General features: G+C 68.1%; 21 protein-coding genes. 16 read left to right on the top strand and 5 right to left on the bottom strand.

Going from position 1 to position 22764, the window contains the following annotated elements:
• Positions 1 to 216: 216 nt before the first annotated feature.
• From K6753_RS03830 to K6753_RS03800, 7 genes are all read left to right on the top strand, one after another.
• Positions 217 to 1857 (top strand): M48 family metalloprotease, encoded by a 1641-nt coding sequence (locus K6753_RS03830; protein WP_425492058.1) that lies wholly within the window; start codon positions 217 to 219, stop codon positions 1855 to 1857.
• Positions 1858 to 1984: 127 nt separating this feature from the next.
• Positions 1985 to 2695 carry a phosphate regulon transcriptional regulator PhoB gene (gene phoB, locus K6753_RS03825; protein ID WP_223674876.1) on the top strand — a complete coding sequence of 237 codons (711 nt, stop codon included), beginning with the start codon at positions 1985 to 1987 and terminating at the stop codon, positions 2693 to 2695.
• 163 nt (positions 2696 to 2858) lie between these two features.
• The gene (gene phoR / locus K6753_RS03820; RefSeq protein WP_223674875.1) at positions 2859 to 4178 is read left to right on the top strand and encodes a phosphate regulon sensor histidine kinase PhoR; all 1320 of its coding nucleotides are present in this window, start codon (positions 2859 to 2861) and stop codon (positions 4176 to 4178) included.
• A gap of 8 nt (positions 4179 to 4186) precedes the next feature.
• Complete coding sequence (ppk1, locus tag K6753_RS03815) at positions 4187 to 6289, top strand: polyphosphate kinase 1 (RefSeq protein ID WP_425492057.1); 2103 nt, start codon at positions 4187 to 4189, stop codon at positions 6287 to 6289.
• A 16-nt stretch (positions 6290 to 6305) separates the two neighbouring features.
• On the top strand, positions 6306 to 7835 hold the full coding sequence (gene ppx / locus K6753_RS03810; protein WP_223674874.1) for an exopolyphosphatase: 1530 nt from the start codon (positions 6306 to 6308) through the stop codon (positions 7833 to 7835).
• 126 nt (positions 7836 to 7961) lie between these two features.
• Positions 7962 to 9110: a glycosyltransferase family 4 protein gene (locus tag K6753_RS03805; protein WP_223674873.1), complete on the top strand. Its 1149-nt coding sequence runs from the start codon at positions 7962 to 7964 to the stop codon at positions 9108 to 9110.
• Complete coding sequence (locus K6753_RS03800) at positions 9088 to 9621, top strand: phosphatase PAP2 family protein (protein ID WP_223674872.1); 534 nt, start codon at positions 9088 to 9090, stop codon at positions 9619 to 9621. The genes K6753_RS03805 and K6753_RS03800 overlap by 23 nt, the downstream gene beginning before the upstream one ends.
• Here the strand turns inward: K6753_RS03800 and K6753_RS03795 are convergent.
• A complete protein-coding gene (locus K6753_RS03795; RefSeq protein WP_223674871.1) occupies positions 9618 to 10526 on the bottom strand; it encodes a carbon-nitrogen hydrolase family protein in 909 nt (302 codons plus the stop codon). The two genes, K6753_RS03800 and K6753_RS03795, sit on opposite strands and share 4 nt — an antisense overlap.
• An 8-nt stretch (positions 10527 to 10534) precedes the next feature.
• Positions 10535 to 11134: a GNAT family N-acetyltransferase gene (locus tag K6753_RS03790; protein ID WP_223675693.1), complete on the bottom strand. Its 600-nt coding sequence runs from the start codon at positions 11132 to 11134 to the stop codon at positions 10535 to 10537.
• A 204-nt stretch (positions 11135 to 11338) separates the two neighbouring features.
• Here K6753_RS03790 and K6753_RS03785 point away from each other — a divergent pair, with 204 nt between their 5' ends.
• A complete protein-coding gene (locus tag K6753_RS03785; protein ID WP_223674870.1) occupies positions 11339 to 12196 on the top strand; it encodes a 23S rRNA (adenine(2030)-N(6))-methyltransferase RlmJ in 858 nt (285 codons plus the stop codon).
• Positions 12197 to 12204: 8 nt separating this feature from the next.
• Here the strand turns inward: K6753_RS03785 and K6753_RS03780 are convergent, their stop codons facing one another.
• The gene (locus K6753_RS03780) at positions 12205 to 13125 is read right to left on the bottom strand and encodes a cation diffusion facilitator family transporter (protein WP_223674869.1); all 921 of its coding nucleotides are present in this window, start codon (positions 13123 to 13125) and stop codon (positions 12205 to 12207) included.
• A gap of 153 nt (positions 13126 to 13278) precedes the next feature.
• On the opposite strand from K6753_RS03780, the gene K6753_RS03775 reads away from it, so the two are divergent.
• Together K6753_RS03775 and mfd are read left to right on the top strand one after the other, a co-directional pair.
• Positions 13279 to 13857 carry a GNAT family N-acetyltransferase gene (locus tag K6753_RS03775; RefSeq protein WP_223674868.1) on the top strand — a complete coding sequence of 193 codons (579 nt, stop codon included), beginning with the start codon at positions 13279 to 13281 and terminating at the stop codon, positions 13855 to 13857.
• A gap of 172 nt (positions 13858 to 14029) precedes the next feature.
• Entirely contained in the window at positions 14030 to 17623 is a 3594-nt protein-coding gene (mfd, locus tag K6753_RS03770; RefSeq protein WP_223674867.1) for a transcription-repair coupling factor, read from the top strand.
• A 122-nt stretch (positions 17624 to 17745) separates the two neighbouring features.
• Here the strand turns inward: mfd and K6753_RS03765 are convergent, their stop codons facing one another.
• Positions 17746 to 18690, bottom strand: coding sequence for an integron integrase (locus K6753_RS03765; protein ID WP_425492076.1), 945 nt, complete (start codon positions 18688 to 18690; stop codon positions 17746 to 17748).
• Positions 18691 to 18960: 270 nt separating this feature from the next.
• On the opposite strand from K6753_RS03765, the gene K6753_RS03760 reads away from it, so the two are divergent.
• Positions 18961 to 19341: a hypothetical protein gene (locus K6753_RS03760; protein WP_223674865.1), complete on the top strand. Its 381-nt coding sequence runs from the start codon at positions 18961 to 18963 to the stop codon at positions 19339 to 19341.
• 83 nt (positions 19342 to 19424) lie between these two features.
• Complete coding sequence (locus K6753_RS03755) at positions 19425 to 19736, top strand: nucleoside triphosphate pyrophosphohydrolase family protein (protein ID WP_223674864.1); 312 nt, start codon at positions 19425 to 19427, stop codon at positions 19734 to 19736.
• 578 nt (positions 19737 to 20314) lie between these two features.
• On the opposite strand, the gene K6753_RS03750 is transcribed toward K6753_RS03755, so the two are convergent.
• Positions 20315 to 20488 (bottom strand): hypothetical protein, encoded by a 174-nt coding sequence (locus K6753_RS03750; RefSeq protein WP_223674863.1) that lies wholly within the window; start codon positions 20486 to 20488, stop codon positions 20315 to 20317.
• A gap of 200 nt (positions 20489 to 20688) precedes the next feature.
• Between K6753_RS03750 and merC the strand changes: the two genes are divergently transcribed.
• The 4 genes from merC (at position 20689) to K6753_RS03730 (ending at position 22564) form a co-directional block, all read left to right on the top strand.
• Positions 20689 to 21087: an organomercurial transporter MerC gene (gene merC, locus K6753_RS03745; protein ID WP_223674862.1), complete on the top strand. Its 399-nt coding sequence runs from the start codon at positions 20689 to 20691 to the stop codon at positions 21085 to 21087.
• Positions 21069 to 21290, top strand: a complete 222-nt coding sequence (locus K6753_RS03740; protein WP_223674861.1) for a GDCCVxC domain-containing (seleno)protein — start codon at positions 21069 to 21071, stop codon at positions 21288 to 21290. The genes merC and K6753_RS03740 overlap by 19 nt, the downstream gene beginning before the upstream one ends.
• Positions 21291 to 21368: 78 nt before the next feature.
• Positions 21369 to 21704 (top strand): hypothetical protein, encoded by a 336-nt coding sequence (locus K6753_RS03735; RefSeq protein ID WP_223674860.1) that lies wholly within the window; start codon positions 21369 to 21371, stop codon positions 21702 to 21704.
• A gap of 452 nt (positions 21705 to 22156) precedes the next feature.
• Positions 22157 to 22564 (top strand): hypothetical protein, encoded by a 408-nt coding sequence (locus K6753_RS03730; RefSeq protein WP_223674859.1) that lies wholly within the window; start codon positions 22157 to 22159, stop codon positions 22562 to 22564.
• Positions 22565 to 22764: the final 200 nt, after the last annotated feature.

Genomic DNA, 22764 nt, shown 5'->3' with positions numbered 1-22764 from the left:
GTGAACGCATGGGGCCGGGCGCGTCGCGCACGGCGGGCAGGACCGGGAGGGTACCCGCGCCGACGTGAACTTCGCAGCGGGGTTGAGGTCGAACCGCCACTTACCCGCGCCTTCCCGACACCAACGTGGGGCACGGCCCGGGGGCGGCAACGGCCGTGGCCGGAACACACCGGCTCGATTAACGACGGATTCACATCCCCGGCCCGCCCCGGACGCATGCTGCCAAGGCTGCAATCCCGCCCCCGCCCCATCGACCGAACGACACCGGAGAGATCCTTGCGCCGCATCGCACCGCTCACTGCCGCCCTCGTACTGGCCATTGCCAGCGTGTGTGCCCCGGCGCAGGAAAGCCGGCTGCCGGACATCGGCTCGTCCGCCGGCGAGCTGCTGACACCGGCGCAGCAGGAGCAGTACGGCGCAATGATGCTGGCGCAGTTGCGGCAGTACGACTACCTGCTGGAAGACCCGCTGGTGGACCAGTGGCTGGACTCGCTGGGCAACCGGCTGGCCACCCACAGCGACCGGCCCGACCAGTCATTCAACTTCTTCCTGATCAACCAGCGCCAGGTCAACGCCTTCGCCACGCTGGGCGGCTACATCGGCGTCAATGCGGGCCTGGTGCTGGCCGCCGAGCGCGAGGACGAAGTCGCCGCGGTGATGGCGCACGAGATCGCCCACGTCACCCAGTACCACGTGCTGCGCGGCGTGGAGCGCGCGCAACGCGACCAGCTGCCGATCCTTCTGGCGATGCTGGGCGCGGTCGCGGCGGCGAGCGCATCCGACAGCAGTTCCAGCGGCAATGCGGCGCAGGTGGCGATTTTCTCGGCCATGGGAATGATGCAGCAGCGCCAGATCAACTACACGCGCTCCAACGAGCACGAGGCCGACCGCCTGGGCATCCAGACGCTGGCACGCAGCAGCTACGACCCGGTGGCCATGGCCGACTTCTTCGGGACCATGCAGACGCGCGCCCGTGCCAATGCCGCCGGTTACTACGACACACCCGAATACCTGATGACCCACCCGGTCACCACCACCCGCATCACCGAGGCCAAGCAGCGCGCCGGGCAGATCGCGGCTGCGCCGAAGGGTTTTTCCGGCAGCGTCGGCGGCAGCGACAACCCGCTGCTGCCCGATGGCTTCCAGTTGCCCAGCCTGGGTGTGTCGGCCGACGGCACCGGCCGCTTCGAGTTCGCACGCGAGCGCATGCGCGTGTTGACCGCCAACACTCCCGCCGAGGCGGTGCGCGAGTACGCGCAGATGCAGTCCACCGGCGAGCTGGACGACGCCCAGCAGTACGGACTGGCCATCGCCCGGCTGCGCGACAACCAGGCGGCCGCCGCGCGCGAATCCCTGCAGCGGTTGCTCGACAGGCGGCCGGACGACGTCTGGACCACGCTGGCGCTGGCCGAGGCCGAATCCCGGACCGGCCGCACGGAATCGGCCGACGCCCGCTTCGAAGCGCTGCTGCGACAATCGCCCAACGACCGTGCGGCCGCGCTGACCTACGCCCAGGTGCTGTCCGAGCGCAACTCGGAGGCAGCGGGCAAGCGCGCCCAGGCGATCCTGCGTCCGTTGCTGGCCCAGTCGGCCGACGACGCGGTGTTCCAGCGCACCTTCGCCCGGGTGAGCGACATCGCCGGTGATGTCGTGCGTGCGGGCGAAGCCCATGCCGAGGCCGCGTTCCTCAACGGCCGGCCCGAACAGGCACTGGTCCAGCTGAACACGCTCAAGCAGCGCCCCGAGGTCGATTACTACGCGCGGGCGCGGATCGAGTCGCGGATCGCGGCGATCACACCGACGGTGCTGGAGCTTAAGCGCCAGGGCGTCCGTGACGAGGACCTGGGGCGGCGCTGAGCCGGCTTGCATGACACCGATGCGACGGTGTCACGACCCAGTCATAAAACGGTAGTGTACTGGCGCGGCCCAACCGGTCCGTGGCGCAACCCACGGTCCGGCCCCGCCCCCAGCTGCCGGTGACCGCGTGCAGAAACGCATCCTGATCGTCGAAGACGAACCCGCCATCCGCGACATGGTCGCCTTCGCCCTGCGCAAGGGCGAATACGACCCGGTGCACGCCGGCGACGCCCGCGAGGCGCAGGCGGCCATCGCCGACCGCGTGCCTGACCTCATCCTGCTGGACTGGATGCTCCCGGGCACCAGCGGCCTGGAACTGGCCCGTCGCTGGCGGCGCGAAGCGCTGACCCGCGAGGTCCCGATCATCATGCTGACCGCCCGCGGCGAGGAGAACGACCGCGTCGGTGGGCTGGAGGCCGGGGTCGACGATTACGTCGTCAAGCCGTTCTCGGCGCGCGAACTGTTGGCTCGCATCCGCGCGGTGCTGCGCCGCTCGCGCGAGGACGACGAGGATGGCAGCGTCAGCGTCGGCGGGCTGCGCATCGACGGCGCCGCGCACCGGGTCTTCGCCCGCAATGGCGGTGGCGAGGACCAGCCGGTCCAGATCGGCCCCACCGAGTACCGCCTGCTGCACTTCTTCATGACCCACGCCGAGCGCGTCTATTCGCGTACCCAGCTGCTGGACCACGTCTGGGGCGGCAGCGTGTACGTGGAGGAGCGCACCGTCGACGTGCACATCCGCCGCCTGCGCAAGACGCTGGAACCGCACGGCCTGGACGGCATGGTGCAGACCGTGCGCGGGTCGGGGTACAGGTTCTCGACGTCGGCCGAGGTTTGAAGGGCCTGGGCCAGGGCTTGGGGCTGGAACGAGGCGCTTTTCTCTCCGCGCCGTTATCGTCTGGAACCTGTCTTCGCCTCCTGACGTGTGCAGAGCACCCGCTCCTCTCCACGTCGCCACCCCTGCTCCCTCCAGCCCCTGGCCCCTAGCCCCGACCTCAACCATGCCCCCCCGCGCCCGCTCCGCCTGGCTCCGCACCCTCGGCACCCTTGCCGGGGTGCTCGCGCTTGCGGCGGTGGTGGGCCTGGCGATCGGCCAGCCGTGGCCGGTGGTGGCGATCACCGCGCTGGGCGTGGTGGCGTGGCACTACTGGCGGCTGCGACGCGTCCTGTTGCGCCTGACGGCGCGCCAGCGGCTGGCGCCACCGCAGGGCGACGGCGTCTGGAACGAACTGGACCGCCTGCTCCACCGCACCCAAGCCGAGATGCGGGGTCGCAAGCGTCGCCTGCTGGAGATGCTGCGGGCCTATCGGGCCGCCGCGGCTGCGCTGCCCGATGCGATCGTGGTCGTCGACCGCAACACCCAGCGCATCGTCTGGTTCAGTGAGGCCGCGGGGCCGCTGCTGGGACTGGGCTATCCCGACGACATCGGCGCGCCGATCGTCGCGCGCCTGCAGCCGCTGCCGCTGGCGGGCTGGATGGCGACCGGCCGCAATGCCGAGCCGCTGGAAGTCGCCTCCCCGCTCAACCCCGGCGCCACCCTCAGCCTGCGCCTGATCCCGTATTCGGAATCGCTTTGGCTGCTGGTCGCGCGCGACGTCAGCCGCCTGCTGCAGCTGGAGCAGATGCGCCGCGATTTCGTCGCCAACGTTTCGCACGAGCTGCGCACGCCGCTGACGGTGGTGCACGGCTACTTGGACATGCTCGACCCCACCGACCACCCCGAGTGGGCGCCGATGGTGGCCGAGATGCAGCGCCAGTCCCAACGCATGACGCAGCTGGTCGAGGACCTGCTGATGCTGTCGCGGCTGGAGTCGCAGGACAGCCTGCCGGCCGAGGAGCAGGTGTCGATCGCGCCGATGCTGGGCACTTTGCGGCGCGAGGCCATGGCGCTGAGCCAGGGGCGCCACGAGGTCACGGTCCAGGACGATGCCGGCGTCGACCTGTTCGGTTCCAACAAGGAGCTGCACAGCGCGTTCTCCAACCTGGTGAGCAACGCGGTGCGCTACACCCCGGCTGGCGGGACGATCACGGTGCGCTTCCGCCGCGAGGGCCGGGGGGTCGCGCTGGAGGTCGTCGACAGCGGCTACGGGATCCCCGCCTCGCACCTGCCGCGCCTGACCGAGCGCTTCTATCGCGTCTCCAACAGCCGCTCGCGCGAGAGCGGCGGCACCGGGCTGGGACTTGCCATCGTCAAGCACGTGCTGAACCTGCACCAGGCGCACCTCGAGGTGAGCAGCGAGGTCGGCCAAGGCAGTACCTTTGCCTGCGTGTTCGGCCCCGAGCGCGTGCGCCAGCGCGAACCCAGTGAGGTCCCGAGTTGAACCGTCCCGTGCCGCGCCCCCAGCCCACCCTCGCCGGCATCGAAGTGCCCGCCGAGCACGACCCACTGCGCGACAGCTCGCTGTACTTCAACCGCGAGCTGTCGCAGCTCGACTTCAATTTCCGCGTGCTCGCGCAGGCGCAGGACCCGCAGGTGCCGTTGCTGGAGCGCCTGCGCTACCTGTGCATCAGCTGCACCAACCTGGACGAGTTCTTCGAGATCCGTGCCGGCACCTTGCGACATGCGCAGGAGCTGGGCCTGACCGCGCATGCGGACGGACTGGAGCCGACCGCGGTGCTCAACCGGATCCACGACCGGGCCGCCGACCTCGTCGCCGCGCAGTACGAGTGCTGGAACGACGTGCTGCGCCCGGCGCTGGGCGATGCCGGCGTGCGCGTGCTGGCGCGCGATGCGTGGACGCCGCGGCAGACGCGCTGGCTGCGCGCCTATTTCCGCGACGAGATCATGCCGGTGCTGTCGCCGCTCGGCCTGGACCCCGCGCATCCGTTCCCCAAGATCCTCAACAAGTCGCTCAACATCGTGGTGGTGCTCAAGGGCCGGGACGCGTTCGGGCGCGACGGCAACCTCGCCATCGTCCGCGCGCCGCGCTCGCTGCCACGCATCATCCAGATCCCCGAGCGCATCTCCGGCGGCGCGCACGACTTCGTCTTCCTGTCGGCGGTGCTGTCGACCTTCGTGGACGAGCTGTTCCCGGGCATGGAGGTCAAGGGCGCGTACCAGTTCCGCGTCACCCGCAACTCCGAGCTCCTGGTCGACGAGGAAGAGGTCGACAACATCGCCCTGGCGCTGCGCGACGAGCTGGTCGGCCGCGGCTACCTGCGCGCGGTGCGGCTGGAGATCGCCGAGGCCTGCCCCAAGCCCATCGTGCGCACGCTGCTGGAGAACTTCGACCTGCCCGAGAACGCGGTCTACCGCATCAACGGCCCGGTCAACCTCAACCGCGTCATCCAGGTGTACGACCTGGTCGGCCGCGCGGACCTGAAGTTCCCGCCATTCCAGCCGCGGCTGCTGCCGGGCATCGAAGGCATGTTCGAGCGCATCGCCCAGGGCGACGTGGTGCTTCACCACCCGTTCGACGCGTTCACGCCGGTGCTGGAGCTGCTGCGCCAGGCGGCCGAAGACCCCAACGTGCTGGCCATCAAGCAGACGCTGTACCGCTCGGGCAAGGATTCGCCGATCGTCGAGCAGCTGGTGCAGGCCGCGCGCAACGGCAAGGACGTGACCGTCGTGGTCGAGCTGCGCGCGCGGTTCGACGAGGAGGCCAACCTGGGTTTCGCCGACCGGCTGCAGGAGGCCGGCGTGCAGGTGGTGTACGGCGTGGTCGGCTACAAGACGCACGCCAAGATGCTGCTGATCGTGCGGCGCGAAGGGCGCAAGCTGCGCCGCTACGTGCACCTGGGCACCGGCAACTACCACTCCGGCACCGCGCGCGCCTACACCGACCTGGGCCTGCTGACCGCGCGGCCGGACATCGGCAACGACGTGCACCAGATCTTCCAGCAGCTGTCGGGCCTGGCGCCGGCGATCCGCCTGAAGTGCATGCTGCAGTCGCCCTTCACCCTGCATGCCGGCGTGCTGATGCGGATCGACCGCGAGGCCCGCATCGCACGCGAAGGGCGGCCGGCGCGCATCGTCGCCAAGATGAACGCCCTCAACGAGCCGCAGGTGATCCGTGCGCTCTACCGCGCCTCGCAGGCCGGCGTGCGCATCGACCTGATCGTGCGCGGCGCCTGCACGCTGCGGCCCGGCCTGCCCGGCGTGTCCGAGAACATCCGCGTGCGTTCGATCGTCGGCCGCTTCCTCGAGCACAGCCGCGTGTACTGGTTCGGCAACGACGGGGCGCCCGAGCTGTTCGGTGCCAGCGCCGACTGGCTGGAACGCAACCTGCTGCGCCGCGTGGAGACGTGCTTCCCGATGCTGGACCCCGAGGTCGCCGCGCGCGTCACCGACGAGGCCATCGACAACTACCTGGCCGACAACCTGAACGCCTGGGAGCTGCAACCCGACGGCGAGTACCTCAAGCTGGTGCCCGCCGAAGGCACGCCGCCGCATTCGGCGCAGGCCGCGCTGTTGGCGCGGCTGTGCGGATGACGGATCATTCGCGCCGATGAACGGACTGCTGCACACCGCCCGACTTCCGCTCCAGGACGGTGACCTGCTCGCAGCGGTCGACCTGGGCTCCAACAGTTTCCACATGGTGGTCTCGCGCTACCTGCTCGGGCAGCTGCGCACCGTCGACCGGATCCGGGAGACCGTGCGCCTGGCCGAGGGCCTGGACCGCAAGGGCGGCCTGTCGCCGGAGGCACGTGACCGCGCCTTGGACTGCCTGGCACGCTTCGGCCAGCGCATCCGCGACATCCCGCCGCAACGGGTGCGCGCGATCGCCACCAACACCGTGCGCCGGCTGGCCGCGCCGCAGGCGTTCCTGATGCCGGCCGAAAGCGCGCTGGGCCATGCCATCGAAGTGGTGTCCGGCCGCGAGGAAGCACGCCTGATCTACCTGGGCGTGGCGCACGCGCAGCCGCCCAAGGACGGCCACCTGCGCTTGGTGATCGACATCGGCGGCGGCTCGACCGAATGCATCATTGGCTCGGGCTTCGAGGCGATCGAGCGCGAAAGCCTGCAGGTCGGCTGCGTGGCGAGCACGCGTCGGTTCTTCCCGGGCGGCAAGCTCACCCGCAAGCGCTGGCGCGAAGCACTGGCGGAAGTCACGGCCGAGTTCCAGCAGTTCGCCGGCACGTACCGCAGCCTGGGCTGGCAGGAGGTGCTGGGCTCGTCGGGCACCAACAAGGCCATCGGCGAGATCTGTGCGGCAATGAAGCTGACCAAGGGCGCCGTCACCGCGGAGGCGCTGCCGCAGGTACGCGACCGCCTGCTGGCCGCCGGCCACGTCGATGCGATCGACCTGCCGGGCCTGTCGGCCGACCGCCGGCCGGTGATCGCCGGCGGCGTGCTGGTGCTGGAGGCCGCCTTCGCGGCGCTGGGCATGGAGCGCATGCTGGTCAGCAAGGCCGCGATGCGCGAGGGCGTGCTGTACGACATGCTCGGCCGCGGCGGCAAGCACGACCCGCGCGAGGCGTCGGTGGCCGCGCTCATGCACCGCTACGCGATCGACCATGCCCAGGCAACCCGGGTGGAGCAGACCGCGCTGCGGCTGTTCGACCAGGTGGCGGAGGCGTGGTCGCTGGTCGACGACGACCGCGTGATGCTGCAGCGCGCCGCGCGCCTGCACGAGCTGGGCCTGGCGATCGCCCACAGCCAGTACCACGTGCATGGGGCGTACATCCTTGAGCACTCCGACATCGCCGGCTTCTCGCGCCAGCAGCAGCAGTTCCTGGCCGCGCTGGTGCGCGTGCACCGCAGGCGCATCCCCAAGTCCGCGTTCGACGCCCTGCCCGACCGCCTGCTTGCAGCGGCGCGGCGCAGTGCGGCCCTGTTGCGCCTCGCGGTGCTGCTGCACCGTGCGCATGAGGCCGACCCGATCCCGCGGCTGGACCTGGTCGCCGACGGCAACACGCTGCGTATGACGCTGGGCAAGCGCTGGCTGGAGGCCCGCACGCTGCTGGCCGCCGACCTGCTGGGCGAGCCGGAGGACATGCAGAACCTCGGCATCACGCTGGCGATCGAAGCGGACTGACGCGACCCCGCCCGGCACGGCTGGGCAAAGCCCGGCGCAGGCCCGCACCGTCATCGCAACGTCACCCGCCTGCCATCGCCGCTACACGTCGCGCATGCACGCTGCCCATGGACCGGGGAGCCGCGCATGCACTACGCGATCGTCACCGAAACGTATCCACCGCAGGTCAACGGCGTCGCGCTGACCGTGCGGGCGCTGGAGCAAGGCCTGCAGGCGCGTGGCCACCGCGTCACGCTGGTGCGCCCGCGCCAGCCCGGCGAGCGCGACACCGTAGGCGATGCGCTGCACGTGGCTGGGCTGCCGCTGCCGCTGTACTCGGGCCTGCGGTTCGGCCTGCCCGCCGCGGGCCTGCTGCGCCGCCATTGGCGCGGCGACGCACCTGATGCCGTGTACGTCGCCACCGAAGGCCCGCTGGGCTGGTCGGCGGTCCGCGCCGCCCGGGCGCTGGGCCTGCCGGTAGCGACCGGGCTCCACACCCGTTTCGACCGCTACATGCGCGAGTACGGACTGGGCGCGCTGGAACGCATCGCCTGGGCGTGGATGCGCCGGTTCCATAACCGTGGCGATGCGACTCTCGTGCCGACGCGCGAACTGGCAGCCGAGCTTTCCGCCCACGGCTTCAAGCGGCCGCTGAGGCTGCCGCGCGCAGTCGACACCCACCGTTTCTCGCCCGAACGCCGCGACGTGGCGATGCGATCGCAATGGGGCATCGACGCGCGGCAACTGGCGGTGATCCACGTCGGCCGCATCGCACCGGAAAAGAACCTGGCGCTGGTCGTGCAGGCGTTCCGCGCGATCCAGCGCGTGCGGCCCGACGCCCGCCTGGTGTGGATCGGTGAAGGCCCATCGCGCGCGGCGCTGCAGCGCGAGCACCCGGACTTCGTCTTTCGCGGCATGCAGCACGGCGATGCGTTGGCGGCGCATATCGCCAGCGGCGATCTGTTCCTGTTCCCCAGCCGCAGCGAGACCTTCGGCAACGTGACCGTCGAGGCCATGGCGAGTGGCGTCGCCACCGTGGCCTTCGACTGCGGCGCCGCGCGCGAGCACCTGCGGCATGGCCTGCATGGCGGCTGCGTGCCGCCCGGGGACGCCACCGCCTTCATCGATGCCGCCTTGTACCTGGCTTCCGACGACCGCCTGCGCGCCGCCTGCGGTGCCGCCGCCCGGCGCGCGGTGTCGGGGCTGCGTCCGGCGCAGGTGGCCGCCGATTTCGATGCCCTGCTGCAAGGCCTCACGCCCCGAGGAGGACGCCATGGATCGCCTGCCCCTGCATAAACGCCTGTCGGCCGGCGATGCCGGCTGGTGCCTGCGCGCCAATCGCTGGGCCGGCCACGGCGGTTGCCGCGGCTATTTCGCCTGCGTCAGCCGGCTCGGCGATGGCGTGTTCTGGTACGCGCTGATGGCGGCGATGGTGCTGTTCGACGGCATGCGCGGGCTGCAGGCATCGCTGCACCTAGCGGCGACCGGCGTGGTGGCGCTGTCGCTGTACAAATTGCTGAAGCGGTGGACGAAGCGGCCGCGTCCGTGCGCGTCCGACCCGCGCATCCTGGCGCCGGTCGCGCCGCTGGACGAGTTCAGCTTTCCCTCGGGCCACACGCTGCACGCGGTGGCCTTCAGCATCGTGGCCGTCGCGCATTACCCGATGCTGGCGTGGCTGCTGGTGCCCTTCGCGGCCAGCGTCGCCGCCTCCCGCGTGGTGCTGGGGCTGCATTACCCCAGCGACGTGCTGGCCGCCACGGCGATCGGCACCGGGCTCGCCTCGGTATCGCTCTGGGTGGCGGGCTAGCCGTCGCCCGAGTGCAACGGCTCCAGCGTGTCCAGCCTCGCCCGTTGGACCGCGGGTGCGAGTTGCCCGTTCCAGTCGCGGTCATTGGCGACCTGGGCCACGGCGCGGCTGGCATCGAGTGCGGCCAGGCCGAGTGTCGCGATCGCCCAGTCCTGCCCTTCGCCGGCGCGGGCGAGCACGCCGTCGGCCGGCAACCCCACGTCCATCGGCGCGTAGATGGCCGCGTCGCCGGTGTTGGTGTCCAGCGCAGGGCTCCAGGGTGCGTCGCCGGCGGTGACGGCCTGCGCAACGAAGCAGCGGTTCTCCAGCGCGCGCGCCAGCCCGCCGACGCGCACACGCGTCGCCCCTGCTTCGGTGTCGGTGCAGCTGGGCACGGCGATCACGCGTGCGCCCGCCTCGCACTGGGCACGTACGGGCAACGGGAACTCGATGTCGTAGCAGACCGAAACGCCCACGCGCACGTCGTCGCATTCGAAGACCTTGAGCGCGTCGCCCCGCTCGATGACGCCCGCCTGCTTTTCGAAACCGGTCAGCTGCAGCTTGTCCTGCCAGCCGTGGCAGCCGTCGGGCGCGAACCAGTAGCAGCGGTTGCGGTAACGCTCCGGCCCCACCGCCAGCAGGAAGCTGCCGGCGACGATATGCATCCGCAGGTCGCGGGCCAGCCGCGCGTACAGCGCCAGCCAATCGCGATGCAGCGGTTGCAGCGCGGCCAGTGACGCGTGCAGGTCGGCGCGCTCGCGCACCGGCAGCGTCGCGCCCAGTTCCAGCGAGAGGTATTCGGGCAGCACCGCCAGTTGCGTGCCGGCGTCCGCGGCCGCTTGCAGCAGCGATGCCTGGCGCGCGGCGAACGCCGCGAAATCCACGGGCGCGCCAATCGTGTGGCGCGCCGCCGCGACCTTGAGCACGCCCGCCGTCAAATCCGCTCCAGCGGGCGCATCCAGAACGCCAGGTCATGGTCGACATCGCCCCGTTCCGGCTCCGGCCAACGCATCGACAGCGTCAGGCCGTCGCGGGGCTGGTAGCCGCGCTTGCGCCAGAAGGCGTCGTTGCCGCGATGGAACGGCGGGCGGCGCGGATCGTCGTCGCTGCGCATCACGGCGGCGAACCCGGTCCACGCATAGCTGCCGAACGCGCGCGCATGCGCCTCGCGCTCCTCGAAGAACCGGTGCCCCAGCCCACGCCCCCGGTAGGCCGGCAGCAATACCGACTCGCCCAGGTAGAACACCTCCTCGGGCTGCACCGACGACCGGGCGAAGGGCGCGAGCATTTCGGGCGATTCGTGCACCAGCGGGATGCCGGTCGACGCCCCGACCACACGGCCCTCGTCCAGCACCAGCACCGCCAGGCTGAAGGGCGAGCGCAGGTAGGTCAGCAGGTAGTCGAATTCGTAGCGGTAGCTGCCGGCGTAGAGGTACGGCCACTCGCCGAAGACCGTCATGCGCAGGCGCGCAAGGTCGTCCAGGTACGGCTCCATGGCCTGGCCGACGACGGTACGGACTTCGGGGGTTCTCATCGAGGAGTGGAGGCGGCTGGGGGCATCGAGGGCGTCGAAGGTGCTCCGGACGATGTCCATTGTCCACTCCCGGTGGGACGTAAAGGCTGTCCATGCGTCAACGCGGTGCGGGCCGGCAACCGGCCGGGTTTTCTTGAAGCCGGCCGGTTGCGGCTTCAGCCCCTGACCGGCCGAAGGTGGCTGCAAGGCCCTAAGATGCGCGCCATGAATTACCGCCACGCCTTCCATGCCGGCAACCACGCCGACGTGTTCAAGCACGTCGCCCTGCTGGCGCTGTGCGACGCCCTGACCGCCAAGCCCGCCCCGCTGTTCGCGCTCGATACCCACGCCGGGCGGGGCCTGTACGCGCTCGACAGCGCTTCGGCGTTGCGCACCGGCGAGGCCGAGGGCGGCATCGCGCGCCTGGTCGCCGAGGCGCCGCGGCATCCGGCCATCGCGCGCTACCTGGCCGCGATCAAGGCCTGCCGCGCCGAGCACGGCACCGCCGCGTATCCGGGCTCGCCCTGGCTGCTGGGGCACGCGCTGCGCCCGGAGGACCGCATCGCCGCGTGCGAGCTGCATCCGGAAGAGGCCGCGCAGCTGAAGTCGGTATTCGCCCACGACGACCGCGTGGCGGTGCATGCGCGCGACGGCTACACGGCGATGAAAGCCCTGCTGCCCCCGCGCCTGGCCACGCAGCGGTTCAATCGCGGCCTGGTGCTGATCGACCCGCCTTACGAGGCGCAGCTGGAAGAGTTCGACGCCATCATCGGCGCCCTGCGCGACGCGTTGGGCCGCTGGCCCCAGGGCACGTACGCGGTGTGGTACCCGATCAAGCGCCGCCGCGCGTTGCACCCGTTCTTCCGCCGCGCGGCGACGCTGCCGGCGCGTTCGGTGCTCGTGGCCGAGCTCATGGTCCATCCCGATGACTCGCCGTTGCGCATGAACGGCAGCGGCCTGCTGCTGGTCAACGCGCCCTGGCAGTTCGACGCCACGCTGCGGGCGGTGCTGCCGCAACTGGCGGCGGCCCTGGGCGAAGCCGGGGCGGCGTGGCGCGTGGACTGGTTGCGCGAAGCCGACTGACGGGCCGCTCAGCGCTCAACCGGCCGGCTCAGGTCGGGCTCGAAGAAGCTCCAGCGCACCTCGGGGAACCGGGCCTTCATCGCCTGCTCCACGGCGTCGATCTGCGCCGCCAGCGTCGGCGCGTCGTGGCTCTCGCGCATCTGCGCCTGCACCGCCACCATCGCCTCGTTGCCCAGTTGCAGGCTGATCAGGCTGATGACCCGGGTGACTTCGGGGCGGGACTGGATGAACTCGCGGATCTCGCCCTCGCGCAGGGGGTCGATGCTCTGCCCGATCAGCATCGCCTTGACCTCGACCGCCACCAGTACGGCGATGACGATCAACAGCACGCCGATGACGATCGTGCCCACCGCATCCCACACCGGGTTGCCGGTCGCCACCGCCAGCAGCACCGCCACCAGCGCGAAGAACAGGCCCAGCAATGCGGCCAGGTCCTCGCCGAAGATCACCACCAGCTCGCTCTGCCGGCTCTCGCGGAACCACTGCCAAAGGCCGCGGTCGCCACGCGACTTGTTGACCTCCTGCAGGCAGGCGCGCATCGAGATGCCTTCGGCCACGATGCCGAACACCAGCACGCCGGCCGCCCAGTACCACTGCTTGAGCGGCTCGGGGTGCTGCAGCTTGTGGATGCCCTCGTAGAGCGAAAACATGCCGCCGACGGTGAACAGCATCACCGCCACGAGGAACGACCAGAAGTAGATGGCCTTGCCATGGCCCAGCGGATATTCGGGCGAGGACGCGCGCTTGGCCTGGCGCATGCCCAGCAGCAGCAGGCCCTGGTTGCCGCAGTCGGCCAGCGAGTGGACGGTCTCGGCCAGCATTGCGCTGGAACCGGTAACGAATGCGGCCACGCCCTTGGCGACGGCGATCGCGAAGTTCGCGCCCAGGGCAAACAGGATCGCCCGCGTCGAGTCACCACCACCGGCCATTGCGCATCCCCGTGGACCGAAAACGGGCGCGGAGTCTAGCACCGGCGCGATGACACGCCGGCGGCGCTTTTTCCAACGCCCGCCCGCCGCCGTGAAGACGGAATGAAGAGGGCATGAAGCCCACGGCGAAAGGCCTGTGCGAGCATGCGCTCCATGGCTGCGCGCGAACGTCTCCCCCCCTGGCACGAGCGCCAACGACTGCCCAACGGCCGCGAAGTGCTGATCCGCCCGGTGCGTCCCGAGGACGCCGAACCCCTGCGCGCCGGTTTCGGCCTGCTGCAGCCCGAAGAAGTGCGCCAGCGGTTCCTGCACTCGCTCAAGGAACTGAGCCCGGAGATGCTGGAGCGGCTGACCCGGCTCAACCCGAAGACCGAGTTCGCCCTCGTGGCGGCCGAGCCGCTGCCCCCGGGCGAGGCCCTGGTCGGGGCAGTGGCCCGCATCTCGATCGACCCCGGCAAGCAGGACGCCGAGTTCGCCATCCTCGTCAGCCGCTATCTCGACAACATGGGCCTGGGCCGGTACCTGATGACGCGGCTTGTGAAATGGGCCCGCGGCAAGAAGGTCACCCGAATCTACGGTGACGTTTTCGAGCACAACCACGCGATGCTGTCGCTGGCCCAGTCACTGGGCTTCGAACGCGAGAGTCAGCAGGACGAACAGGGCCTGATCCGGGTGTCGCTGGACCTGTCCAAGCCTGTCGCGCCCGCTGCGGCCGCCGCCGCGGCGCGCTGAAGCCAGCGCGCCCTACCCATCCTTGTAGGAGCGGCTTCAGCCGCGATTAGGTCGATCCGCGGGCAACCGGGTGCAGATCGCGGCTTAAGCCGCTCCTACAGCGCGTCGCCCACCAAAACCGCCGCTTCTGCCATCGGCCGCGCCACGCGCGTCGGCTAGAATCCCCCGCCTGATGTCGACCCCCAAGCTTCCCATTCCGCCGCTGCCCAAGGCCGGCCAGCAGCGCGCCTGGTGGCGCGCGCCCGCCTCGCCTTCGGCCCTCGCCTTCCATATCGCCACCGCCGCGGCCGCGCACGACGGCCCGCTGCTGGTGGTGGCGCGCGACAACCACGCCGCGCACCAGCTCGAGTCCGACCTGCGCACGCTGCTGGGGCTGGACGGCCTGCCCGACGGCCCGCTGCCGGTGCTGCCGTTCCCGGACTGGGAGACGCTGCCCTACGACGTCTTCAGCCCGCACCCGGACATCACCAGCCAGCGACTGGCCACCCTGCACCGGTTGCCCACGCTCAAGCGCGGCCTGGTGGTCGTGCCCGTGCAGACACTGATGCAGCGCCTGGCGCCGCTGCGCCACGTGGTGGGCGGCAGCTTCGACGTGCGCGTCGGCCAGCGCCTGGACATGGACGCGGAGAAGCGCCGGCTGGAATCGGCCGGCTACCGCAACGTGCCGCAGGTGCTGGACCCGGGCGACTTCGCCGTGCGCGGCGGGCTGCTGGACGTATACCCGATGGGCGCGGACATGCCGTTCCGCGTGGAGCTGCTTGACGACGAGATCGACACCATCCGCGGCTTCGACCCGGAGAGCCAGCGCTCGCTCGACAAGATCGACGCCGTGCACCTGCTGCCGGGCCGCGAGCTGCCGATGGACGAGGCCGCCGTCAAGCGCGCGATGGACACGCTGCGCGAGCGTTTCGACCTGGACACGCGCCGCAGCGCGCTCTACCAGGACCTCAAGGCGGGCCACGCGCCGGCCGGCATCGAGTACTACCTGCCGCTGTTCTTCGAGTCGACCGCCACGCTGTTCGACTACCTGCCCGAAAGCGCACTGCCGGTGCTGGGTGACGGCACGACGGACGCCATCGACCGCTTCTGGCAGCAGACCGGCGAGCGTTTCGAGCAGCGCCGCCACGATGTCGAGCGGCCCGTGCTGCCGCCCGACGCGTTGTACCTGCCGCCGGACGCCCTGCGCGAACGACTCAACCAGGGCGACCGCATCGAAGTCTGCGGAGAAGAACACCCGCAGCGCGAGCGCGCACATGCCCTCGGCAGCCAGCCGGCGCCTGACCTGCCGCTGGTGGCGCGTGACCACGCGCCGGCCGATGCGCTCAAGTCGTTCCTGTCCAGCTACAAGGGCCGCGTGCTGATTGCCGCCGATTCACCGGGTCGCCGCGAGGCGCTGCTGGAGGTGATGCAGGGCGCGCAGCTGGCGCCGGTGGTGGTGCCTGACTGGACCGCGTTTCTTCCTTCTCCCTCTGCGAGAAGGTGGCGCGAAGCGTCGGATGAGGGTGCGGGGAATCCAACTCAGAACGAAACTGCGTCGCTGCGCCGAACCCTCTCCCCAACCCCTCTCCCGGGGGGAGAGGGGCTCCCGTTGTTCGCCATCGCCGTCGCCCCGCTCGACAACGGCTTTGCCCTGGACGCGCCGCAGCTCACGGTCCTGACCGAGCGCCAGCTGTTCCCCGAACGCGCCGGCCAGCCGCGTCGCCGCAAGCGCGCCGGGCGCGAACCCGAAGCGATCATCCGCGACCTCGGCGAGCTGACCGAAGGCGCGCCGATCGTCCACGAGGACCACGGCGTCGGCCGCTACCGCGGGCTGGTGGTGCTGGAGGCCGGCGGCGAGAAGAACGAATACCTGGAGATCGAGTACGCCAAGGGCGACCGCCTCTACGTGCCCGTCGCCCAACTGCACCTGGTCAACCGCTACTCCGGCGCGTCGCCGGAAACCGCGCCGCTGCATTCGCTCGGCGGCGAGCAATGGACCAAGGCCAAGCGCAAGGCCGCCGAGAAGGTCCGCGACGTCGCCGCCGAACTGCTGGAAATCCAGGCCAAGCGCCGCGCGCGGGCCGGGCTGGCGATCGACGTCGACCGTTCCATGTACGAGCCGTTCGCGGCCGGCTTCCCGTTCGAGGAAACGCCCGACCAGCTGGCCGCGATCGAAGCGGTGCTGCGCGACCTGCAATCCAGCCAGCCGATGGACCGGGTGGTCTGCGGCGACGTCGGCTTCGGTAAGACCGAGGTCGCTGTGCGCGCCGCCTTCGCTTCCGCGACCGGCGGCAAGCAGGTGGCGGTGCTGGTGCCGACCACGCTGCTGGCCGAGCAGCACTACCGCACGATGCGCGACCGCTTCGCCGACTGGCCGCTCAAGGTCGAGGTGCTGTCGCGCTTCAAGACCAAGAAGGAGATCGAGGCCGAGCTGCAGCGTGTCGCGGCCGGCGAGGTCGACGTCATCGTCGGCACCCACCGCCTGCTGCAGAAGGATGTGCGCTTCAAGGACCTGGGCCTGGTCATCGTCGACGAGGAGCAGCGCTTCGGCGTGCGCCAGAAGGAGGCGCTCAAGGCGCTGCGTGCCAACGTGCACCTGCTGACGCTGACGGCCACGCCCATCCCGCGCACGCTCAACATGGCGATGGCCGGCCTGCGCGACCTGTCGATCATCGCGACCCCGCCCGCGCACCGCCTGGCGGTGCAGACGTTCGTGGTGCCGTGGGACGACGCGCAGCTGCGCGAGGCGTTCCAGCGCGAGCTGGCGCGCGGCGGCCAGCTGTACTTCCTGCACAACGACGTCGAGAGCATCGTGCGCATGCAGCGCGAACTCGAAGCACTGGTACCCGAGGCGCGCATCGGCGTGGCCCACGGCCAGATGCCCGAGCGCGAGCTGGAACGCGTGATGCTCGACTTCCACAAGCAGCGCTTCAACGTGCTGCTGTCGACGACGATCATCGAGTCGGGCATCGACATCCCCAACGCCAACACCATCATCATCAACCGCGCCGACAAGTTCGGCCTGGCGCAGCTGCACCAGCTGCGCGGCCGCGTGGGCCGCAGCCACCACCGCGCCTACGCCTACCTGCTGGTGCCCGACAAGCGCTCGATCACGGCAGACGCGCAGAAGCGCCTGGAGGCGATCGCCTCGATGGACGAGCTGGGCGCCGGTTTCACCCTGGCCACGCACGACCTGGAGATCCGCGGTGCCGGCGAGTTGCTGGGCGAGGACCAGAGCGGACAGATGGCCGAGGTCGGCTTCAGCCTGTACACCGAACTGCTGGAACGCGCGGTGCGCTCGATCAAGCGCGGCGAGCTGCCGGATGTCGACGGCACGCAGGCGCGCGGCGCCGAGGTGGAACTGCATATCCCCGCGCTCATCCCCGAGGACTACCTGCCCGATGTCCACACCCGCCTGACGCTCTACAAGCGCGTCAGCGGCGCGCGCGACACGGCCGAACTGCGCGAACTGCAGGTGGAGATGATCGACCGCTTCGGCCTGCTGCCCGACCCCGCCAAGCACCTCTTCGCCATCGCCGAACTGAAGCTGGCGGCCACCGCGATGGGCATCGCGCGCATCGACCTGGGCGAGAACGGCGGCCGCGTGCAGTTCGTCGAGAAGCCCAACGTCGACCCGATGGCGATCATCAAGCTGATCCAGGGCCAGCCGAAGCTCTACCAGATGGACGGGCCGGACAAGCTGAAGCTCAAGCTGGAATTGCCCGACGCGCCGGCCCGCCTGGCGGCAGCCAAGGGGCTGATGACGATGCTGGACAAGGGCGGCTGAGCGTCGCGGGCGCGGTAGGGCTGTTCCACCGCCGCTTCGACTTCAGCGCCCGCTTCGTGCATGCCCTCCCCCTCCCCTCGTTTCAGCAGAGGGGCTGGGCGCTTGCCGCACTTGCTCCACCGTCACCGGTCCAGCGGACTCAACACCCCGCCCGCCCCGCGCCCGAGCACGTGCGTGTAGACCTGCGTCGTTGCGAGGTCCTTGTGGCCCAGCAGCTCCTGCACGGTGCGGATGTCATGCCCGGCTTCCAGCAGGTGCGTGGCGAATGAATGCCGCAAGGTGTGGCACGTCGCCGGCTTGTCGATGCCCGCCGCCGCCCGCGCCTTCTTGACCGCCCGTTGCAGGCTGGATTCGTCGACGTGGTGGCGGCGCGGTTCGCCGCTGCGCGGGTCGCGGGAGATCCGGGTCGCGGGGAACACGTACTGCCAGCCGAACTCGCGTCCCGCGCTGGGGTACTTCCGCCCCAAGGCATGCGGCAGGAACACCTGCCCGCGCCCGGCCAACAGATCCTGGTCGTGAAGTACGCGCACGCGCTCCACCTGGTCGTGGAGCCGGTCATGCAACCTGCGCGGCAACGGCACCCGCCGATCCTTGTTCCCCTTGCCATTGCGCACGCAGATCTCCAACCGCCCGAAGTCGACATCCTTCACCCGCAACCGCACACATTCCATCACCCGCATGCCCGTGCCATAGAGCAGCGCCGCCATCAGCCACAACTGCCCATCCAGCAGCGCCAGCATCCGGTCGACCTCCTCGCGCGACAGCACCACCGGCACCCGTTGCGGCCGCTTGGCGCGTACCACCGAGTCCATCCACGGCAGTTCGATGTCCAGCACCTGCCGATACAGGAACAGCAGCGCCGACAGCGCCTGGTTCTGCGTGCTGGCCGCGACGTCGTCGCGCGTGGCCAACCGGGACAGGAACGCCTCCACCTCTACCGCGCCCATGTCGCGTGGATGACGCTTGCCGTTCTCCACGATGAAACGCCGGATCCAATACAGGTAAACGCGCTCGGTGCGAATGCTGTAGTGCTTCAACCGGCAGCGGGCCCGCACCTGATCCAGCAACCGCGGCGCCTTGGCCGCCCCCTGCTCCGCGCTCCCGGATTCGCCAGATAACACTGCATCCTTGCTGTGATAAGACATAACACCCCAGATCTGCCGCAATTGCCTGACAGGGTCGCAGCCGCAACGCGGCGCGGGGAGCGGGTAACGCCTTGATCTGGGGTAGGATTTGGACCAATGCGGCGCGGGGAAGTCGGTCGTGCCAACCTGATAACACCCCACTTTGGGGATCTACTTAGTGTTAGATCATATGGAGGTAACGGAATGCCTGTAGTGATTACGTTCGACATCGCCGCAGCGCCGCCGCAAGAGCGAAACAGAATCCAGAGCCTCTTTGAGCGATTCGGTTGGGAAAATCTCGGCGGCAGCTCGTATCGATATCCTCGTCTTGGAACAGATGACCAGCCCGTGGAAGACTGGTTCAACCATGTCGTTCCTGCATTGATGCTTTTTCGCACCTATTTAATTTCCAGCGGACGACAGCTGAGTAAATTCACGCTAGACGTCAACTCATCCTCTGGGTACAGCCCGGCCGCTGGCTATGGTGCCCCGCCACAGAGCGGTGCAGCAGTTACCCTTTACCCACCAACTAATGTGGCCTTCGGCGAACGAAACCTTAGGGATTGGCTCACCGGTATTACCTACCCGTACTGATCTAACAACTCATTCAAGCCGATGCCGCTTCGCGGCACGGCTTAATTCTGGTGTTAGGCGGCATGAGATGAATTTCAGCGATCTTGAGCAAGCAGCGCTCCAGCTTTAACGATCTCTATGAGCAACTAGAGGTCAAGCGCTGGGGTCGCGTCTGGACCACGCAAGAGCTCGCTCTTGGGTTCATGGGCGACGTCGGCGACTTGGCCAAGCTGGTCCAGGCTCACGCTGGCGTCCGAACCATCGATGAGCATCAGGCGAAGCTCGGCCATGAGCTGTCGGATTGCCTCTGGTCGATCATGGTGCTGGCCAACAAATGCGGGGTGGATCTTGAGGCGGAGTTCGTCAAGAACACGCGAGAGATCTCAGAGTACGTGTCAGATGAGTTGGCCAAGTAGACGGCAGCCGCCTAACAATGCGTTCAAGCCGAAACCGCTTCGTTCCGCAAACCACATGGCAGGTAAAGCTTGCCATGTGGTTCGCTCCACTGCGCGGTTCGGCTTAACTTAGGTGTTAGGCGCGTGACCGAGCATCTACTACTCTCGCTAATCGGCCCGGATGGACTACTGGACAAGCCCAAGCTTGAGGGCGTTCGGGCAGCGCAGGGGTGGTCGCTGGACCGTACTTGCAATGAGCTGGCTTGGCTCATCGCAAATAGATTCACGACAGATGAAATGCCCTATGAGCTCGCAGATACGGCTATCAACTGGGTACGTAGCTACTCACTCACAACTGATAGCCCCTTGTTACCAGAGCCGTGTTCGGAGATCTACCTAGCTTTTGACCGAGGTGAATTCTTGCATCCTGACGAGCCCCAAGATCTGGATCCGGTTGAGGCTTACACAAGGCCGCTGCTCAAAGACATTGTGGCTCGTGGCTATCAATCACGCGCCTAACAATTCATTCAAGCCGAACCCGCTTCGCGGGTCGGCTTAATTCAGGTGTTAGGCGGCTAATGCAACATCGGCGCAGCCGCTCAGAGGAAATCTCGGTGCTTAAGCTCTTCCGCGCTGCGCAGCACTTTCAATCCAGTCGCGCTGGCAAAGCAGTCGCGTGGATTGCCGTCGTTGTCCTCGCCGTAATTTCCGTCCGAGCCATTGCCATATTTGCGCTCGGTGTTTCGAGCGCTGAGGAGCTGGAGTTCGCCCATGCTGCCGCTCTAGCGCTGGGCTTGCTTGCAGCGCGCGCCGCCTGGCTCATCTACCATGCACAGCTCAGGCGGGCGCCTAACAGAGCTGGTAGCAAGTGAGTTCGCCGCCTAACAGTTCGTCCAAGCCGAACCTGCTTCGCAGGTCGGCTTAACTCAGGTGTTATACGCCGCAACATTTGTTTCGTTATTCGAGGAAAAGCATGAGAGCCACCCGTGTACTGGACAAAACGAGCAGCTTCGGAGCGTTGGTAGCTGCAATGTCGTGCGCCGGGTGTTTTCCGGCCCTGGGGTCTCTTGGCGCCGCTCTCGGACTTGGCTTTCTTGGCCAGTACGAAGGCTTTCTTTTTCGCAAGCTGCTGCCGGGTCTGGCCGTTCTCGCGTTGCTGGTAAACGCTTGGGCCTGGTATCGGCACCGCCAATTTGGGCGCGGCTTGCTTTCGGTGGCCGGCCCGCTGAGCGTCTTGGCTGCGCTTCTTGTCTTCTGGAGCCAAGATTGGAGCATCTACCTGTTCTATGCAGGCATCGCCCTCATGCTGGTTACCTCTATCCTTGATCTCTTGCGCCCCATACGAGCTGCCCAGTGTCCGCCATCCAGCTAGAGTCAAGTATTACCTGCCCCAAGTGTCAGGCAACTACCGCTGAGTCAATGCCCACGAATGCGTGTCAGTGGTTCTATGAGTGCGGCGAATGTCACGCGGTACTTAGCCCGCTGCCGGGTGACTGCTGCGTGTTTTGTTCGTATGGCACCGTCAAGTGCCCGCCCATACAGCAGGGTAGTTCGTGCTGTGCGGGCGGCGCATAACAATTCGTCCAAGCCGACGCCGCTTCGCGGCGCGGCTTAACTCAGGTGTTAGGCCCCGCAGGCAGGAACGTCGCGATCATGGACATGGCAACCCTTACTGCGGCGCTCGACGAGCACGATGAGCTTGTGCGTGCACTGGCGTTCGGGCGCTTGAGCCTGGCCGAGTTCCTTGAGCAGTACGACAACTTCTACTGGGCCTTTGCCTTTGATGGACACGAGGCAAAGCCGGACAGTTCAGCCCTTGCCTCACTTGCATCACGCATTGAGCCGCACCGCCGCATTGCGGAAGAGGTACTTGCTCTCCTGGCGCCGGAGTTCTCAGCCGAGTACCGGACGGCGGGCCGCATCGGCCCCACCGAGGCAACAGACCGCATTAAGCTAATCGCCCACGGGCTGCCGGTCGCCGGGGCCTAACAATTCGTCCAAGCCGACGCCGCTTCGCGGCGCGGCTTAACTCAGGTGTTAGGCCGCACAGAACGCATGACAGCAACTGAGCCAATGATGATTAGTTGCGGACCTCACGGTGAGCGAGTCTCCGCCGTCGTTTGTAAGCACATGCTGCAAGGACAGCCCGCTCCGTCAGGGTTCGTTGAGAACAGCACCGACCCGAATGACCTCCAAGCGTGGTGCTACCTATGCGAGGACAAGTTTCAACTGGAGGGGGACATGACGGATGCCTTTAGAGATTTCAATGGAATGGCTATCGTTTGTGTCGTCTGCTACGCCGAGGCCAAAGGCCTCCACACAATCCCAGCGGGCCACTGACCATGCAGCAAGGCGTGCGGCCTAACAATTCATTCAAGCCGAAGCCGCTTCGCGGCTCGGCTTAACTCTGGTGTTAGGCCCCGCACAAGGAGAACAGCCATATGAAGCACCTATTACTGCTCGCCTTGTTAGCCGGCGTCGCTTCTTGTGCAACGGATCCGTCGCCACAGCAACAAGCAGCCGATCGCGCCGTTGACGCTGTTGTGGAACAGAATGCGAGAAAGCTGGATCGAGCCATTCAACAGAACAAGGAGGCGTCTGCTCGCGGTCCATTTGTCAGACAGGGATTCCTCCAGTTGCGGGAAGGAATGACAGAGGAAGAAGTAGACGCCATCTTTCACGGAATCGCGTATACACCAAGCCAGGAGATCTGCGGGCAAAGCTCGACTGGTCCGATTTCCTGCAAGGTGAGAACCTATTACGGTCTAATAGACGGCACCAAGATTGACGCACGCATTGTTTTCTCTCGATCGGCATCTGGCGGTTGGGCCGTAGTCGCATGGCAATAGAGGTGCGGCTATCCGGGTCGGGGCCTAACAAATCATTCAAGCCGAACCCGCTTCGCGGGTCGGCTTAATTCTGGTGTTAGGCCGCACAAGAGCCTTCGCCGCAGATTAATTTCATAGCTTGGAGTCATCGTGTCCGCACCAGCTCGCGCCGGCATCTTCATCTACGCCAAAGACCCTGATCGCCTTTCTGGCTTCTACCA

The sequence above is a fragment of the Novilysobacter selenitireducens genome (assembly GCF_020026895.1).
In the GTDB taxonomy this organism is placed as follows: Bacteria; Pseudomonadota; Gammaproteobacteria; order Xanthomonadales; family Xanthomonadaceae; genus Lysobacter_C; species Lysobacter_C selenitireducens.
Note: the sequence above shows the minus strand (reverse complement) of the source record. Positions and strands in the feature narration are given on the sequence as shown.